The organism is Nocardia sp. GP40 (assembly GCF_050434125.1).
Classification (GTDB): domain Bacteria; phylum Actinomycetota; class Actinomycetes; order Mycobacteriales; family Mycobacteriaceae; genus Nocardia; species Nocardia albiluteola.
Genome location: NZ_JBNPVW010000001.1, coordinates 465,804 through 482,170 on the forward strand (window position 1 = coordinate 465,804; position 16,367 = coordinate 482,170).

15 protein-coding genes and 1 pseudogene are annotated in these 16,367 nt (G+C 68.3%); 9 read left to right on the top strand and 7 right to left on the bottom strand.

Annotated elements, in window-relative coordinates; translation table 11 throughout:
* Positions 1-33: 33 nt before the first annotated feature.
* From ABH933_RS01910 to ABH933_RS01945, 8 genes and pseudogenes are all read left to right on the top strand, one after another.
* Complete coding sequence (locus ABH933_RS01910; protein ID WP_429415675.1) at positions 34-672, top strand: Gfo/Idh/MocA family protein; 639 nt, start codon at positions 34-36, stop codon at positions 670-672.
* Entirely contained in the window at positions 669-1,835 is a 1,167-nt protein-coding gene (locus ABH933_RS01915) for a DegT/DnrJ/EryC1/StrS family aminotransferase (RefSeq protein ID WP_429414417.1), read from the top strand. The genes ABH933_RS01910 and ABH933_RS01915 overlap by 4 nt, the downstream gene beginning before the upstream one ends.
* A gap of 90 nt (positions 1,836-1,925) precedes the next feature.
* On the top strand, positions 1,926-2,363 hold the full coding sequence (locus ABH933_RS01920) for an NUDIX hydrolase (RefSeq protein ID WP_429414420.1): 438 nt from the start codon (positions 1,926-1,928) through the stop codon (positions 2,361-2,363).
* Between the two features lie 141 nt (positions 2,364-2,504).
* Positions 2,505-3,104 carry a cation transporter gene (locus tag ABH933_RS01925; RefSeq protein WP_429414423.1) on the top strand — a complete coding sequence of 200 codons (600 nt, stop codon included), beginning with the start codon at positions 2,505-2,507 and terminating at the stop codon, positions 3,102-3,104.
* Between the two features lie 134 nt (positions 3,105-3,238).
* Positions 3,239-3,532, top strand: a pseudogene (locus tag ABH933_RS01930) (MerR family transcriptional regulator); the annotation flags it as partial.
* A gap of 648 nt (positions 3,533-4,180) precedes the next feature.
* A complete protein-coding gene (gene cobO, locus ABH933_RS01935) occupies positions 4,181-4,795 on the top strand; it encodes a cob(I)yrinic acid a,c-diamide adenosyltransferase (protein ID WP_429414426.1) in 615 nt (204 codons plus the stop codon).
* A 121-nt stretch (positions 4,796-4,916) separates the two neighbouring features.
* Entirely contained in the window at positions 4,917-6,476 is a 1,560-nt protein-coding gene (locus tag ABH933_RS01940) for a cobyrinate a,c-diamide synthase (RefSeq protein WP_429415678.1), read from the top strand.
* A gap of 90 nt (positions 6,477-6,566) precedes the next feature.
* Entirely contained in the window at positions 6,567-7,241 is a 675-nt protein-coding gene (locus ABH933_RS01945) for a cobalamin biosynthesis protein (protein WP_429414429.1), read from the top strand.
* Position 7,242: 1 nt separating this feature from the next.
* On the opposite strand, the gene ABH933_RS01950 is transcribed toward ABH933_RS01945, so the two are convergent.
* The 4 genes from ABH933_RS01950 to ABH933_RS01965 all read right to left on the bottom strand — a co-directional run bounded on the left by ABH933_RS01950 (position 7,243) and on the right by ABH933_RS01965 (position 11,194).
* Positions 7,243-8,274: a DUF2293 domain-containing protein gene (locus ABH933_RS01950; protein WP_429414431.1), complete on the bottom strand. Its 1,032-nt coding sequence runs from the start codon at positions 8,272-8,274 to the stop codon at positions 7,243-7,245.
* Positions 8,275-8,356: 82 nt separating this feature from the next.
* The gene (locus ABH933_RS01955) at positions 8,357-8,797 is read right to left on the bottom strand and encodes a hypothetical protein (RefSeq protein WP_215923719.1); all 441 of its coding nucleotides are present in this window, start codon (positions 8,795-8,797) and stop codon (positions 8,357-8,359) included.
* 129 nt (positions 8,798-8,926) lie between these two features.
* Positions 8,927-10,045 (bottom strand): hypothetical protein, encoded by a 1,119-nt coding sequence (locus tag ABH933_RS01960; protein WP_429414435.1) that lies wholly within the window; start codon positions 10,043-10,045, stop codon positions 8,927-8,929.
* 6 nt (positions 10,046-10,051) lie between these two features.
* A complete protein-coding gene (locus ABH933_RS01965) occupies positions 10,052-11,194 on the bottom strand; it encodes a phosphotransferase family protein (protein ID WP_429414437.1) in 1,143 nt (380 codons plus the stop codon).
* Positions 11,195-11,505: 311 nt separating this feature from the next.
* Between ABH933_RS01965 and ABH933_RS01970 the strand changes: the two genes are divergently transcribed.
* Positions 11,506-12,888, top strand: a complete 1,383-nt coding sequence (locus tag ABH933_RS01970) for a DoxX family protein (protein WP_429414440.1) — start codon at positions 11,506-11,508, stop codon at positions 12,886-12,888.
* Positions 12,889-12,915: 27 nt separating this feature from the next.
* On the opposite strand, the gene ABH933_RS01975 is transcribed toward ABH933_RS01970, so the two are convergent.
* From ABH933_RS01975 to ABH933_RS01985, 3 genes are read right to left on the bottom strand one after another with little or no spacing between them, the layout of a single operon-like run.
* Positions 12,916-14,535, bottom strand: a complete 1,620-nt coding sequence (locus ABH933_RS01975) for an AMP-binding protein (RefSeq protein ID WP_429415681.1) — start codon at positions 14,533-14,535, stop codon at positions 12,916-12,918.
* Between the two features lie 13 nt (positions 14,536-14,548).
* On the bottom strand, positions 14,549-15,532 hold the full coding sequence (locus ABH933_RS01980) for an SDR family NAD(P)-dependent oxidoreductase (protein ID WP_429414442.1): 984 nt from the start codon (positions 15,530-15,532) through the stop codon (positions 14,549-14,551).
* A 4-nt stretch (positions 15,533-15,536) separates the two neighbouring features.
* Positions 15,537-16,214: a TetR/AcrR family transcriptional regulator gene (locus ABH933_RS01985; RefSeq protein WP_429414444.1), complete on the bottom strand. Its 678-nt coding sequence runs from the start codon at positions 16,212-16,214 to the stop codon at positions 15,537-15,539.
* Positions 16,215-16,367 lie beyond the last annotated feature (153 nt).

The window sequence follows — 16,367 nt, forward strand, 5'->3', positions numbered from 1 at the left end:
GCCGAGATCTGCCAGCGGTCCGGCATTCGGCTCATGGTGACCCTGCAACGGCGGTTCAATCCGATCTACACCAGCTTCACCCGACTGGCCGACCAGATCGGCACACCGTTCGCCATCGACGCCCGCTACACACTGCACGTGGACGACCCGTCCGAAGGGTGGCGCGGCAGTACGGCAACCGCCGGTGGTGGCTGCGTCATCGACATGGGCTACCACCTCATCGACCTGATCCTCTGGTACTTCGGCCTGCCGGATCGCATCACGGCGGATCTGTCGGTCAGTGCCAGGCCCGATCGAACTTACGACGCCGAAGACACCGCGCTGATCCACTTCGCCTACGACGGCGGCCTGTACGGCTCGCTGTTGCTTTCACGATTCATTGGCCCGAAGGCTGAAGAAATCCGCCTGGTCGGAAGCAGAGGCATCGTGCATCTGGAGCGTGGCCGGCTGCGCCGCCTCACCAATGGCGGCGAGGTCATCGAGTCACTGGTCCGCGAACAGGGATGGCCTTCGGCCGCTGCCAGTCAGATCGACTACTTCCGTCATGTCATCGAGGGAGACAGGCCGAATCTCAGTGGGCCGCAGGAGAACCTGGCGCATATGAGCTTCGTTGCCGCTTGTTACGAGTCCGCCCGCACCCACGCATCGGTTAACCCCAAGGAGTTGTTGTGACCTCGCCTCTGGCCCTGCTCGGCGGAACCCCGGCCATCACCGACGCAGGGCCACATTTCGCCTGGCCCCCGATCACCGATAGCACCGCTCACGCGGTGCTCGACCAGCTGGAGGAAGGTATCTCGATCTACGACCGCTCGGGCGTCATCGCTCGACTGGAGGATGCGCTGCGCAGCTACTTCGGTGTGCGCTACGCGGTCTTGACCAGTTCGGGCACCGCAGCGCTGTACTCGATGTACGCCTCCTGCGGGATCGGCCCTGGCGACGAAGTCATCGTGCCCGCCTATACCTTCTTTGCCACGGTAACGCCGCTGCTGCACCTCGGCGCGATTCCGGTGCTCGCGGACTGCGACAGCAGCGGCAACCTGGACCCCCGCGACATCCCCCGGCGCATCACCGAACACACCAAAGCCATTGTTGTACAGCACATGTGGGGAATGCCCGCGCAAATCCGCAGCCTGAAGAGCCTGGCGGACGTGTACGGCCTGCAACTCCTGGAAGATGCTTCGCACGCCCACGGCGCGATGGTCGGTGGACAGAAGGTCGGTACCTTCGACCGTGCCAGCGCCTTCAGCATGAACGGCCCCAAACCATTGTCCGCGGGCGAGGGCGGATTCATCCTCACCGACGACGAACACGTCTACTACCGAGTGCTGCTGCACGGTCAGTACAACAAACGGTGCCGCAACGAAATACCAGCCAGCTTCGGCCTGAGCCGCTACAGCGTCACCGGGATGGGCCTCGAGCACCGCATCCACCCGATGGCCGCGGCCATCGCCCTGGAGCAGCTCGGCCAACTGGACAAATACCTCGACGGGCGGGCAAGTGTCGCCGAGCAGATCTGCGAAGCGCTGGAGGATGCCGACGGCCTAGTTGTACCCTGGCACGATTCCGACGTGCGTTCCTCCTGGTACGGCCTGGCCCTCGAATATGAGGAACAGCAATTCGACGGGCTGCCCATCGAACGATTCTATGGAGCCCTCAAGGCAGAGGGCTGCGTTGAGCTGGACCGACCGGGCTCAACCTGCCCGCTCAACCTGCTACCGCTGTTCCAGGAACCGGGGCCGCTGTTCCCCCAGTACGACGGCAAGCTGGCCTACCAGCCCGGCGACTTCCCGCAGGCCGAACACATCCACCGAAACACGCTCAAGCTGCCGGTCTGACACCGGGGGAAGACCTCCCGATCGCCATGCGGTACGTCAACGCCATCCGCAAAGTGATCCACCACGTCGATGATCTGAAGGGATAAATTCATGGATTCCGCCCTGATCGAACAACTGACCGCCCAAGCCGAAAGTGATGGCGTACAACAACTTGTCGTCGGTGCCGTCGTCCAGCACAACGGCAAGGTACTGCTACTTCAGCGACCCCCGGACGACTTCATGGGCGGCATCTGGGAACTGCCCAGCGGCAAGGTCGAACCCGGCGAAACACTCGATCAAGCCCTCATCCGAGAAGTCAAGGAGGAAACCGGACTCGGCGTCACCGCCGCCAGCACCTACCTCGGCAGCTTCGACTACCAATCCGGCAGCGGCAAGAACAGCCGCCAGTTCAACTTCGCCGTCGACGTGCAGAGCCCGGAACCAGTCACGCTCCAAGAGCACGACGCCTACACCTGGACGGCACTGACCGAGGAAACGCCGGTCACCGATGCCGTGCGTCAAATACTCACCACGTACCAGGAGCTGTAGCACTCTCGCAACATCCACAGAAATGGCCGTGTCGCCGATGGTGACACGGCCACACTGGGATTAGCGCAGCTCAGGGAAATTTTCCATTGGTCAGCTTAACGAAATATGAGCAATGTGGTGCGTTCGTGTGAGACTGCCGTGGTGACTGAGATTGATGGCGCGACTCGTGGGAGCCTCCTTCGGCGAGGGTTCTTCCTCGAGTACATCACTCTGGCCTGGAACGTGGTCGGCATCGTGATTCTCGCCGTCGCTGCGATCTCCGCGAAGTCGGTGGCGCTGGCCGGATTCGGGCTGGACTCTCTGATCGAGATCGGAGCCTCCGCTGTCGTGATCTGGGAGTTGTCGGGCACCGGCGAGGCACGTCAACGGCTTGCGTTGCGGCTGATCGGCGGCGGCTTCGCCGCGTTGGCGGTTTATCTCCTGGTCCAGTCGACCGTGGTCTTGGCTACCGGGTTTCATCCTCGGCATTCCCCGCTGGGGATCACCTGGACAGCGATCACGGCGCTGGTCATGTTCGGTCTGGCCGCAGGCAAAGCGCGCACGGGGATCGCGCTGGGAAATCCGGTCCTGACCACCGAAGGCCGGGTCACCCTGATCGACGGTCTGCTCGCTGCGGCGGTGCTGCTCGGACTCGTGCTCAACAGCTTGGCCGGCTGGTGGTGGGCCGATCCGCTGGCCGGGTACGTGCTTGTTATCTATGCGCTGCGCGAAGTGAGAGAGACCTTCCTCGGCGATCACTAACCAGAAACGAACGTACAGAACTGTCGCTTCCCCCGTCTGGCCGAACCGGCCGGCGCGACGAGCCGAAGATCAACGGGCAGAGACGATCCGAGGCCGGATGAACGCACGCGACTACGTTCGGGCGTACCGGTGAGGTCGCCGCGGCGGCGGGGGTGAACATCCAGACCCTGCGCTATTGCGAGCGTCGTAGGCTGCTCGCCGAACCGAACCGGTCCCTGGGCGGGCACCGGCTCTATCCCGAGCAAGCGGTGATGACGTTGCGGATCATCAAGGCCGCCCAGCGACTCGGGTTCACCCTGGAGGAAGTCGCCGACCTGCTGGAAGCCACTGCGGCCCACCGTCGCCCCGACGCGGGCCTGCACGCGCGGGCGCTCACCGAACTCGCCGAGGTCGACGCCGAGCTCGCGGAGCTGACGGCCGTGCGTGACACCTTGCGGGCAGCACTGGCCGCGGGCTGCGATGACCTGCTCGCGTGCAGCGAAAGCCCCTGTTGCCCACTGCCGTTCGCTGCAGACATCACCCCGCGCCCGCGAAGGGCATCGACTGTGGCTGTGAACCCGGACACGACTCGACGACGGTGGGCACCGATCGGGCTCGGCGCGGTGCTGGTACGCGCTCCTGATCGGCGTCGCGATCATCATGTACGCCCGGCGCGGTACATAGTCCGCCTTCCGCCGCGCAACAGCGTCCACTCATGCCGCCGTAGACGGCGCCTCCGAGGCCGATCGCATCGGATTCCGACCGATCTCATTACTGTCCGCAGCTGCAGGGTTTCGTGCAACGGCAATCAGGCGTGTGGTCAGGCACCAGGCCGCCGCCGGTCGGGCAGCGCCACTAGGACCCGCGCGCCGTGCCGCGGAGGTTGTGATCTCGGTCGGCAGCCTACGGACGCCGGTATTGATCCGGCCGGTCGTTCCGAGGGCTCGGCATGCCGGATGTCGAGCTGGGCCCTGTCATCGGCCATGACGCGGGCCCTCGTGACCGGTCGACGCCGTGCCCACGCGGGGCGGGGATGGTGGTCCGGCGGTGATGTGGCAACGTGGGTCGGCAGTTCATATGCGGAAGGAGCGGAATCGATGCCCAAGGGTGTTCCCGAGACGGTTCCCGAGGACGGGCTGACCACCCGGCAGCGGCGCAATCAGCCGGTGCTCGCGGTGCACACCGGGCCGGGCAAGGGCAAGTCGACCGCGGCGTTCGGGATGGCGCTGCGGGCTTGGAATCAGGGGTTCGACGTCGCGGTGTTCCAATTCGTGAAGAGCGCCAAGTGGAAGGTGGGGGAGGAGGCGGCCTTTCGCGCGCTCGGGCGGCTGCACGCCGAGACCGGCGAGGGCGGCGCCGTCGAATGGCACAAGATGGGGGAGGGCTGGTCCTGGACGCGCAAGCAGGGCAGCGAGGAGGACCACGCGGCCGCGGCGCTGTCCGGCTGGCGCGAGATCGCGCGACGCCTGGCCGCGGAGCAGCACCGCTTCTACGTGCTCGACGAATTCACCTATCCGCTGAAGTGGGGCTGGGTCGATCTGGACGAGGTGGTCGAGACACTGCGCACCCGCCCCGGCAATCAGCACGTGGTGATCACCGGCCGCGACGCGCCGCAGGCGCTGATCGACGCCGCCGACCTGGTCACCGAGATGACCAAGACCAAGCATCCGATGGACGCGGGCCGCAAGGGGCAGCGCGGTATCGAATGGTGAACCGCACGAACCACTCCCGCGCGAACGTCCGCACCGGACTCGCCGTGATCGCCAGGACGCGGCGGTCCCCGGCCGGAGTCGCCGAGCGGCGGTCGTGTGAGCCGCGCGAATCGAGCGCGTGGTGAACACCCCCGCGGTGGTGATCGCGGCCCCCGCATCGGGCAGCGGAAAGACCACGCTCGCAACGGGTTTGATCGGAGCGCTGCGTCGGGCAGGGCACGCGGTGGCCCCCTTCAAGGTGGGTCCGGACTACATCGATCCCGGATACCACGGCCTGGCGGCCGGGCGACCGGGCCGGAACCTGGATCCGGTCCTGGTGGGTGCCGAACGGATACTGCCGCTGTACCGGTACGGGACACAGGGCTGCGATCTGGCGGTGGTCGAGGGCGTGATGGGCCTGTTCGACGGCCGCATCGACGAGCACCAGGCCGCACCCGTGGCGGAGGGCTCGACCGCGCAGATCGCCGCGCTGCTGGGCGCGCCCGTCGTCCTGGTCGTGGACGCCCGCGGGCACAGCCAGAGCCTGGCCGCCCTGCTGCACGGATTCGCCACCTACGACAGCGAGATCCGCCTGGGCGGGGTGATTCTCAATCGGGTCGGCAGCGAACGGCACGAGCAGGTGCTGCGCGCGGCCTGCGACCGGGTGGGCCTGCCGGTGCTGGGTGCGCTGCCGCGCATGAGCGAATTGGCAGTCCCCTCACGGCATCTGGGGCTGATACCGGCTGTCGAGCACGGGTCGGCGGCCAGTTCGGCGGTGGAGGCGATGATCGAACTCGTTGCCGCGCACGTGGATCTGGCGGGGATAGCGCGCCTGGCCGATGCCCGGGACAGCGGCCCGATCTGGGATCCGGTCGCGGAGCTGACGGCGGCCCATGAGCTTTCGAGCGTCGATCCCTCAGCCGCAAGAAAGCCTGCCCTCGAAGCGGCGGCTACATCCGGTCGTACCGCTGGAGGCCGTTCCGGCGCAGGAACATTCGGTGCCCGGTTCGGCCGGTCGATTGCCGCTGGGAGCGTCGTGCCTGCGACCGCCGGCGCGGTTCGGGTCGTTGATCCCGCGCCCGCGATCGCGATGGCGGGTGGGGCGGCGTTCACGTTCGGTTATGCCGAGCACCGCGAACTGCTGGCGGCGGCGGGCGCTCGGGTGGTGGTCTTCGATCCGCTCCGTGACGAGTTGCCCACCGGCACCGCCGGTCTGGTGTTGCCGGGCGGCTTCCCGGAGGAGCACGCGGCCGAATTGGCCGCGAACGAGCGACTGCTCGACGCCGTGCGCCGGGCGTGCCTGGCCGGTATGCCGGTGCACGCCGAATGCGCGGGGCTGCTGTACCTGGCCAAGAGCCTCGACGGTCATCGGATGGCCGGAGTCGTGGACGCCACGGCAGAATTCGGTCCCCGCCTGACCCTCGGCTACCGGGATGCGGTGGCGCTGAGCAATTCTCCGCTGTGGACGTCCGGAGAACGCGTGCGCGGCCACGAATTCCACCGCACCCGCCTGACCGCCGCCGGTCCCGAAACCCCCGCATGGGCCTGGCGTGCACCCATCGGTGAGACGATCCGCGAGGGGGCTGTGGTCCGCCGGGTGCACGCGTCCTACCTGCATACTCACCCCGCCGGGAATCCCTCGGCGGTCGCACGATTCGTCGCTGCGGCCGCCGAGTTCGCCGCGGACCCGACCGATGTATGAGCCGCCCGGGCCGGAGTCGGCGCTCCTGGGCCCCGTTGCAGACCATGCCTGGACCCGGGTTGTGGTGCTCTGGCCTGGTCTCGTGGACCGATGTATGAGCCGCCCGGGCCGGAGTCGGCGCTCCTGGGCCCCGTTGCAGACCATGCCCGGACACGGGTTGTGGTGCTCGGGCCCGGTCTCGTGAACCGACGGGTAGCGCCCACCCGGCCCGCGGTGATCGACGAGCGCACTCCGGTGGGTTCCGGCGGCGAACTTCGCCCGGACGACGGTGTCGCTGCCGAGGAATGCGGGCCGGGCAGCGGCGGTGACGGCCGGACCGGCGAGGGGCCGGACGGCGGTACGTGGGCCGAGAGTGTGCGGGCCGGGCTTGCAGGGGATCGGTCCGCCATATCGGGTCCGGTGGTGGGCGTCGGATGCCGCCCGGGCACGGCGGGGGAGACAATCGTGCACGCCGTGCGGGAAATCGTGGGGGACAGCGGCGTTCGATGTCTTGCCACCGTCGATCGGCGCGCGCGCGAGCCAGGGTTCCAACGCGCGGCACGCGAATTGCGAGCGTCGACAGTGGCTTTCTCACCGGCGGAGCTTGCCGAGGTCGAGGTGCCGAATCCGGCCCAGCGCACGGCCGCGGCGTTGGCCACCGCCAGCGTCGCCGAGGCAGCCGCACTGCTGGCCTGCGTAAAGTGCTATGGCACAGGGCATCTTGTCGTTACGAAGACCGTGATCGATGCCGTCACGATCGCGGTCGCGCGTCCCGGCTCGGCCTAGCTCACCCGCGCCACGCTTCGAGTACCCGATCCAGGGTCGGCCGGATCTTCGCGCGCGCCTCGCGGCGCGGGACGCCCTGCATGAGCAGATGGTCGTAGTCCGTGTCGAGATGGCGAATCGAGGCGACCACCGCCAGCGTGACCGCCTCCCGGTCGAGTACCTTCGCCGCGGCGCTGCGCCCTACCCGGCCGCTGCCGCGCAGGGCCGCATGGTCGGCGATCAGGGTCGCGCGCTCGGCGGGGCAGTGCGGGAACAGCGTCCGGATCTCCGCGGTCATCCGCGCCTGGAATTCGACGTCCTGATCGGCCCGCCGCACCGCATCGCGCTCGCGGCGGCGCAGCCGCGCCTCCTCGTCGGCCAGGCACTGCTCCTCGGCTCGGGAAAGGGCCTGCTCCTCGACCAGAATTCCCTTGCGCTCGTGGCGTTTACGGCGGGGATTGAATCTGACCACGACCGCTGCCAGGGTGCTCTCCTTCTTGGCGCGGCGGCTCAGCGCCGCGTCCCCGGCGGGCAGGAATTCGAGATGATCGAGGTCGGCGCAGGTCAGGCACAACGCTCCGGCGTCGGACATGATGAGATACGGTCCGGTGCCCGAACATTCGGCGCAGCTCCACTCCGAGGCCGCCTCCACCACCATGAGATCGGGGGCCTTGTTCTGGCGCTTGACGAGCTGCTCGCGCCGGGCCGGGCTCAGATTCGGTGAGAGCCAATGGATGCGGAACTCCGCGTCGTCCCCGCCGGCGACGAAGGACAGCGGTGCCTGGTCGCGGGTTCCGGCGATATAGGCGGTGTCGCTGGGGGTGAGGCCGCCCGCGCGGGCCCACTCGCCGAGCAGTGCCACCGCCTCGCGCATGCGGCCTGCGTCGACCGCGGCAAGCTGCTGCAGCGATGTCGCCCGGCCCTGCCGCCACTGCTCGACGTGGGCCGACCGCAACCAGCCCAATCCGACCAGCACATCCACCGGGGAGACGTACTTGCGCTGGGCCAGTGCCGCTTCCGCGGCCGCGATCACTCTTGTCCGGAGCTTGGGCATGGACCCGACGATAGGGCACGGCGGTAGCCGGCAGGTGTGCCGCGGGCGGGCTACCGAGCGCCCGCCCGCGACCGGGTGCCGGCTACACGCAGACGCCGGGGAACGGGAGCACCCTGATCACCGCGGAGCCGGCAACCGGCTGCACCCCGGCGCCGTCGTTGTAGTAGATGGCGCTGATGACGTGCTCGCCCGCGCGGTCCGGGGCCCACACGACGCTGGCGGTGCCCTTGGATATCCGTGCCGTGCCGACCAGGTTGCCGCTCAGTCCCGCGAGATGGCTGAAGAAGTCGACGTTGCCCTGGGACACCGGGCTCCCGTCCGGATTCTTCACCGTGGCCACGGCCGTCTGCCGACACCCGATGGTGCCGGTGTTGACCGGGCTTAGGGCCGATCCCGCCATCGACACCGAGATGGCCGATTCCGGTGCGGCGGATGCCGCCGGTGTCAGCAGTGCCGGTGCGGTCACCGTGGCCGCCGCGAGCACGGCTCCGGCCGCGACACGCGAGATTACCGATGCTCTCATGGTGCTTCGCCTTTCGCTGTGCCGTCCCGGACGCGAGCGGTCCGGGCTTGTAATCGCTGGCAGGCTACCCGAGAGCCGGGTCACATCGGCGCAGGCGCGGCGGGACGCGGTGGCGGCGGATGCGCGCGCTCAGGGGGCGACCGAGGTCCAGTCGGCGAATCCGGTCGGATCGTGGCGACCCAGGCTGGCGTGCTCGAACAGGCCCCAGCCCTCGGCGTCGTCGCAGCGGGCCTGCGCGACGTGGTCGATGACGCCCCAGGGAATGCGCCCCGCGACAGCGGGGTCGGTGAGGTCGTAGCGCACCGAAGAAGACCAATCGGTTCCTTTCCAGGTGCCGTGCTGCCAGTCGGGATCGCCGCCGTAGCCGCAGCCGACGTGCAGCGGCACGAAGGTCTGCGGACTCACCTCCACCTCGACCGGTTTGCCGTCCGGCGCGGTCATTTCCAGCCGCGCCGCGACGGGAATCCTGGTGCCCGACCGGTATTCGATGTGCACCCGGGGCCAGCCGAGCTGCTCCACCCGTCCGTCGGCCCAGATGCGGGTGGCGTCGTTGAGTGTCCGAAAGCCGTCCGGATTCTCCTGCACGATCACGATGATCGAGAAGTCGTCGAACCGCAGCGGCACGTACAGCCACCAGAATCCGCCCGCTCCCTGCGCGGCCGCGCGGCCCGCCGGTTCGGTCTCGCCGACCGGCCGGATGCCCCAGGAGCGGTCCCGGCTGCCCATCCAGACCTGCGGGTCCACGGCGAGGTCGACGCCCTCGACGCTGAGGGTGCCCTCCCACGAACCCAGCTGGGCGAAGCGGGAGGCGTCGATGATCGGGCGATTGTGCGCCAGGATCAGATGCGGCTGCTCCATCACGGCGGGGGACGAGCCGGTCCAGGTCAGATCGAAGCCGAGATCGTCGTGCTCGCAGATGATTCGCAGGCGGCGCAGCGGATCGACCACCTCGACCCGGTAGCCGCCGACTCGCTGCTCCAGCGCGCGATCGCCCAGTTCGGTCGAAAAGCGCACGGCGCGTTGGATATTGCCGCGGCGAACACAGGCGTAGGCGTCGGTGACGCCGAGATTCGGATAGACGCCCATGCCCGTCACCAGGAAGGTGCCTCCTGTCCGGTCGTGGGCGTTGAAATAGCTGCGGTCGTAGAAGTTCCGGTCGCTGCTGGCGACGCGGGCCAGCGACAGCGGGGTCTGGTGGATCGGGTACTCGTCGAGCGGAACGGGTACGGGGCCGGTGGATTCGGGCACGATCTCTCACTCCCAGTCGTAGGTGCCGTCGAGCAACTGCTCGAGACAGGTGCGGTGCATGACGTAGTCGTCGCGGTCCGGGGTGTCGGTGTCCTCGCCGAAGTGGATCATCCGGCGCTTGACCCGGGCCATGATCACCCCGTGCCGCAGTGCGGCGTAGACGAGGTAGAAGTCCAGGTCCCGCAGGCGATATCCGGTGATCGCCTCGTAGTGTTCGACCACGTCCGCGCGGCGCAGGTAGTCCGGCAGGCCCGGCTGGCCGAATCGGGTGGCGATGTCCTGGAAGAAGCGGTGGATGAAGATGACCCACGCGACGTCGAGCTCGCGCGGTCCCAGCGCCGCCATCTCCCAGTCCAGCACCGCGATCGGATCGAACTCGCGGTAGATGATGTTGCCCGGGCGCGAATCACCCCAGCTGAGCACGTCGGGACCGGGATCCTCGGGCCAGTGCTGCTCGAGCCACTCGAATGCCCGCTCCAGCAATAGAATCGGATAGCCGTCGTCGGCCAGGGCCCAGTGGTACCAGGCACGGGCGGCGTCCACGTGCGCGCGCAGCGCCGACTCGGCGCCGGGCGTGGTCAGCATCGGGAACTTCGCGACCGGCTCGGCGATGTCGTGGATCTTGGCGATGATCTCGATGGTGTTGCGGGTCAGTTGCATTCGCTCCTGTGGGGTGGCATCGTGCAGCCACCCGACGAAGACGTACGGCGGGTTGTCCTCCGGAATCCTGCCGTCCACCCGGCGCATCACGAAAAATGGTGCGCCCAGGACGGATTCGTCCTCCTCGAGCCAGCAGAGTCCCGGTATGGGCACATCGGCCTGCGCGGCGACCGTCTGCATAATGGTGAATTGCCGTGTCAGGTCGTAGGTTTCGAATGCCGGAAACGACTGCGGCTCCGGCGCCATCCGGGCGACGAACGATCCGCCGCCGGGCTCGCCGCCGGCCTCCCAGCTCGCATCGAACAATATCGTCGTGGACGACATGCCCCCGGCCTGCGGGCGGGTCAGGCCGGTGACCTTCGCCGCCCCCGCGCAGTCCACCTTCGTGCCCAGCCAGCTCGCCAGGCGGGCGGCGGTTTCATCCAGGTCGCGGGTGCTGACGGTCAGGTGCCAGGCCTGTTCGGGATCATGATCGGATTCGGCCGCCATGTGGGACCTCCTGAGCGTGAGAAGTGCCTGCGTGCCACCGGTCGCCGACGGGTGCGGCGCCGTCGTGACCGGAGGGCGCGATGGAGGGAATGTAACGCGTTCTAGTCGTGGCCGGTGGTGAATCCGGTGCCGATTTCGCGCAGTTCCGCTCACCGGGACCCGCGATTGCCCGGGGATCGAGGCGTCGACGCGGTTCGTGCGGATATGCGGTGATGTCGGTGGCGTGGTGTATCAAGGATGGCATCGTCCGGATGTCCGAGGCGGTGCGGTCTTGTGAAATCGTCAGCGGCTTCATCGGATAGGGGGTGCACATGACAACGACTGCGGCGGAGGAGAATCGGCCCGAGGTGCAGGAGAGTGCTGACGGGGGCGGTGGGGTGGGGGTACGCGTGGACACAGAGGGGCCGGAGGCGGGGTGGAATCCGCTCACTCGTATGGCGTTCCGCTTCTGCTTCGTCTATTTCGGGCTGTTCTGCCTGACGATCTCGCAGATCACGCTGATGGGTGCGGGATGGTTCCTCGGCTCACTGTCGCCCCGGTCGGGCGTGTGGATGCAGCGGCTGTTCGAACCCGCGCTCGGATGGGTGGGGCGCGTGGTCTTCGGCGTCGGCGCGCGGGCATATCTCAGCGGCAGCGGCGATCAGGCCATCTTCTGGGTGCAGCTGTTCTGCCTGCTCGTGATCGCGCTGGTTGCCACGGCTGTGTGGACGCTCCTGGATCGCCGCCGCATCGCCTACCGACGCCTGGCGGGCTGGTTTCTGCTGGTCGTCCGGCTGCTGCTGGCCGGGCAGATGCTGTCCTACGGTTTCGCGAAGCTGATTCCGACCCAGATGCCCAGGCCGGCGCTGACCACCCTGCTCACACCGTACGGAGATCTCACCCCGATCGGAGTGCTGTGGAATCAGGTCGGCGCCTCTCAGCCGTACGAGATGCTGCTCGGCGCCGCCGAGGTGGCCGCCGGTGTGCTGCTGTTCATTCCCCGCACCGCCCTGCTCGGGGCGATGCTGGCGCTGGTGGACATGGCGCAGGTCTTCGTGCTGAACATGACCTTCGACGTGCCGGTCAAGACTCTGTCGTTTCACCTGATGCTGCTGAGCCTGCTGCTGGTGGCGCCCGAGGCGCGCCGGCTGGCCTCGGTGTTGCTGGGACGCGCGGCGGGGCCCTCGAGGGCTCCATACCCCTTCCGCGGGGTCCGGGCGCGGCGCATCGCCGCGCTGGTGCAGGTGATCATCGGCGTGTGGGTGGGAACCGGGCTGGTGCACGTCGGGCTGCGGGATTATCAAGAGATCGGCCCCGATCACATCAAGCCGCCGCTGTACGGCATCTGGACGGTGTCGGAGTTCACCCGTGACGGGCAGGTCGTGCCGCCGCTGGTCACCGACCAGACCCGCTGGCGCCGAATGGTGTTCGAGTATCCGGGTGTCGTGGCCTATCAGCGTATGGACGACACGATCGAGTACGCGCGGGCGACCGTCGCTCCTGGCAGCCGGCGGATCGTCCTGGCGACGATCGCCGAGCGGCCCGAGCCGCTGGGGGCGCTGACCTTCTCCCAGCCCACGCCGGACCGCGCGGCGCTGACCGGCGAGGTGGGCGGGCATGCGGTGACCATCGCGCTGCAGCGGTTCGATGCCGACGCGTTTCCCGTGCGCCACGGTGGATTTCACTGGGTGCAGAACGCTCCGCAGGAACGGTAGTCAGCGCGCGATCGTGGCCGGTGTCGATCACGACGCGTCCCAAGTCCGCAGTGCCGAACGCAGCACCTTGCCGCTGGGGTTGCGCGGTATCTGCTCGATCATGATGAACCGCTTGGGCACCTTGTACCGCTCCAGCCCGGCCCGCACGTGCCGTTTCAGCTGATCCTCGGAGGGCACCGCACGGCCCGGGACCCCGACGACGAACGCGTGCAGGACCTCTCCGTATTCGGGGTCGGGGACGCCGATGACGACCGCGTCGGCCAGATCGGGGTGCGCGACCAGGCGGTCCTCGACTTCGCCGGGGAAGATGTTCTCGCCACCGGAGACGATCATGTCGTCGGAGCGGCCGTCGATGTACAACCGCCCCTGCGCATCCAGGTACCCCATGTCGCCGGTGTTGACGTGGCCGTCGACGACTTCCTTGGCCTGCGGCTGAAAGACGGCGTCGGGGGTGTACCCCTCATAGCCCAATCCGCCACGCACGAAGATCATTCCGGTCTCCCCGGCCGTCGCCCGCGAGCGATCCGGCCGCAGAATTCGCAGTGACACACCGAGTGCGGGCCCGCCGAGCGTGGCCGGCTGTTCCGCGAGGTCGCGGGCGGTGGCGACGGCGACCAGCCCGGCCTCGGTGGAGCCATAGCCGTTGACCAGGATCGGGCCGAAGGCATCGATGACCGCCGACACACTGGTCGGTGAGATCGGCGCGGCGCCGGTGAGGATCAGCCGCAGCGACGACAGATCGGCGGTGTCCGGCCCCGTCGCGAGTAGTCGCTCCGCCATGACCGGGACCACATTCAGCACCGTGACCCTGTGCCGCGCAATGTCGTTCAGTACCTGTCGTGCATCGAAGCGGCGGTGGCACACAACCGTGGCGCCCAGCGTGAGCGGGCCCAGCAGCGCGGCGAGTCCGTACGCGTGAAAAAACGGCGGGGCAACCGACACGACGTCGCGGGAGCGCAGCTGCAGCGTGCTCATGGCGGTCGCGCACAGCTCCGCTATCGCGCGCGGTCGCACCGCCCGCGGCACCCCTTTCGCGACGCCGGTTGTACCGGACGTCAGTAGCGTGAGCCGCACCGCGCGCCGCGACGGCGGTGGTGCGGGGTGCCGTTGCCGGGCAAGCAGATCCAGGGTCGGTACCCCGGGCGGCGCGGCATCCGGATCGTGCCAGGCCAGCACCCGGATGCCCGGGTACCGTGAATCCTGGACCGCGGCAGCGTATTCCCCGTCGAAGATCAGCACGTCCGGGTCGTGGCGATGCAGGATGGCCTGCAACTGCTGCTGGGGCAGTTCGGTATTGAGGAAGATCAGCTCGGCGCCGAGCTGCGCTCCGGCGCTCATGGCGATCGCGAAGCCGCGGTGGTTGCGGCACAGGATGCCGACCGACCGCGGCCTGGACGGCGCGAGCGCGAAGAGCCCGGCCGCGACCGTCTCGGCCCGCTCCTGCAGCTGCCGATAGGTCAGCTCGCCGGTGTCGTCGATGATGGCCACCCGGTCGGGGTGACGGATCGCGCTGGCGGCCAGCAGCATTGCCGGTGTCGGTCCGAACCTGTGCATGCTCGCCGCGAGCTTCGCCCCGGCGACCGGCCCGACCGGGGCCAGGATTCCCGAACGCAGGACCGCGGGCAAGGCCGTGGCCCACTGCCGCATCTGGCGGCCGAATTCAGCGGACGACACGGCGCGCCTCCGGATCCCCGGCGTCCGCGCTGTCCATCGGCGGCGCGGTCCGGATCCCCGCGCCGGCCAGCGATGCCCGCGTATCACCGAGATAGCGGTAGAGGAAGCCGAGGACGATCTCGAGCGGTAATCGCAACAGCGGCACCATGATCGCCGACGGGTGACCGTACAGCGGGGTCATCGTGCGCGGCTTGTCCACCACGGCCCGGGCGATCACGCGCGCGGCGTCGCGTGGGGTCTGCCCGGGCAGCACCCGCATCCAGGCACTCGGCGCGCTCATGCGGGTATGCATCAGGCCCGCGTAGAAGGTGGTCAGCGTGACGCCGTCCGCGCGGGCCTCCATGCCGACCGCGCGCATCCACCAGTCGAAGGCCGCCTTCGACGACAGGTAGAAGCCCCACTTGGGCACGACCGGAAACATGATTCCGACCGTCGACACATTCACGATGTGGCCGCTGCCGCGGGCGCGCATCGACGGCAGCAGCGCGAGCGTCAGCCGCATCGGGCCGACGTAGTTCGCGCCGGTCGTGGCGGTGACATCCTTCGGCCGGTCGTAGGACAGATGTATCGACCGGCGCAGCGACTTGCCCGCATTGTGGACCAGGACGTCGACGCCGCCGAAGTCGTACAGCACCGCCGCGGCGAACTCCGTGATCGACTGCTCGCTGGTCAAATCCAGTTGATAGGCGTTCGCTCGCCCGCCGGCGGCAACGATCCGATCCGCGACCTCCTGCAACCGGTCCAGCGATCGCGCCGCCAGCACCACCTGTGCCCCGGCCCGGGCGAACAGTTCGGCGGTGGCTTCGCCGACGCCGTACGAGGCACCGGTGATCACGACCACCTTGCCCTCGACCGCGTGCCGCAGCCGATCGGCGCGCCGCAGCCCGCGCGGTCCGATCACGCCGGCCGCGGCACGCGCAAGCGGATGATGCACCAGCCGTGCCGGGCCCTGCGGAAAGTATTCGGCCATCGACCTACTCCTTGCTCTCGACGGCGCCGGTCGCCGCATGGAAACCGATGAAGGACAAGAGTTTCGGGTCCGACAGCACCGCGTCGACGACCCGCTGGGTCAACTCGATATCCGGATCCGTGCGGACCGCGCCCAGCACGGTGCCGAAGAAGTTGGTGACGATGAGCTCGCGGATCTGCTCGCGCGACAACTCCCGGGAGTGCAGCCAATACACCACGATCCCGTCGATGAACGACAGCCAGCCGTTGACCGCCGCCCGCAGTACCGCGCTCGCGTCGGTGCCGGCGACCTCGGTCACCATCGCCTCGGCGAAGCGTTGCCGATGCCGATCCCGGATCTGCCGAACCTCGGCATCGGCGGTGTCGGCCAGCAGTGCTTCGAACGAACCCGGCTGTGCCAGAGCATGATCCAGCAGCCGATCCACGCCTCGGTTCAGCCGTTCGAGCGCGGGCCCGCGCATCGACAGCATTTCCCCCCAGAATTCCTCTGCCACCAGCTCCAGCACCGCGAGGTAGAAGCCGCGCTTACCGCCGAAGTGGTAGCTGATGGAGCCCGCCGCCACCCCGAGTGAGCGCGCCAGATCCACGATCGACACCTCCTCGTACCGGTCACTGCTGAACGCGGTTCTGCCCGCTTCCAGCAGCGCGGCGCGCGAGGTACCGCCGCGTCGGTTGCCGACCACCGTGCCTCCATTGTTTGAATTGGATTCAGATTCGAAGCGTAATGCGGCTCCTCGAACCGGGCAAGGTAGATTTGAATCCGATTCAGTACAGAGGCCCCGAGACCACGGCAGCGGTCACGAAATCCCCTGTGGTGCGGCCGAACCCGGGCGGAC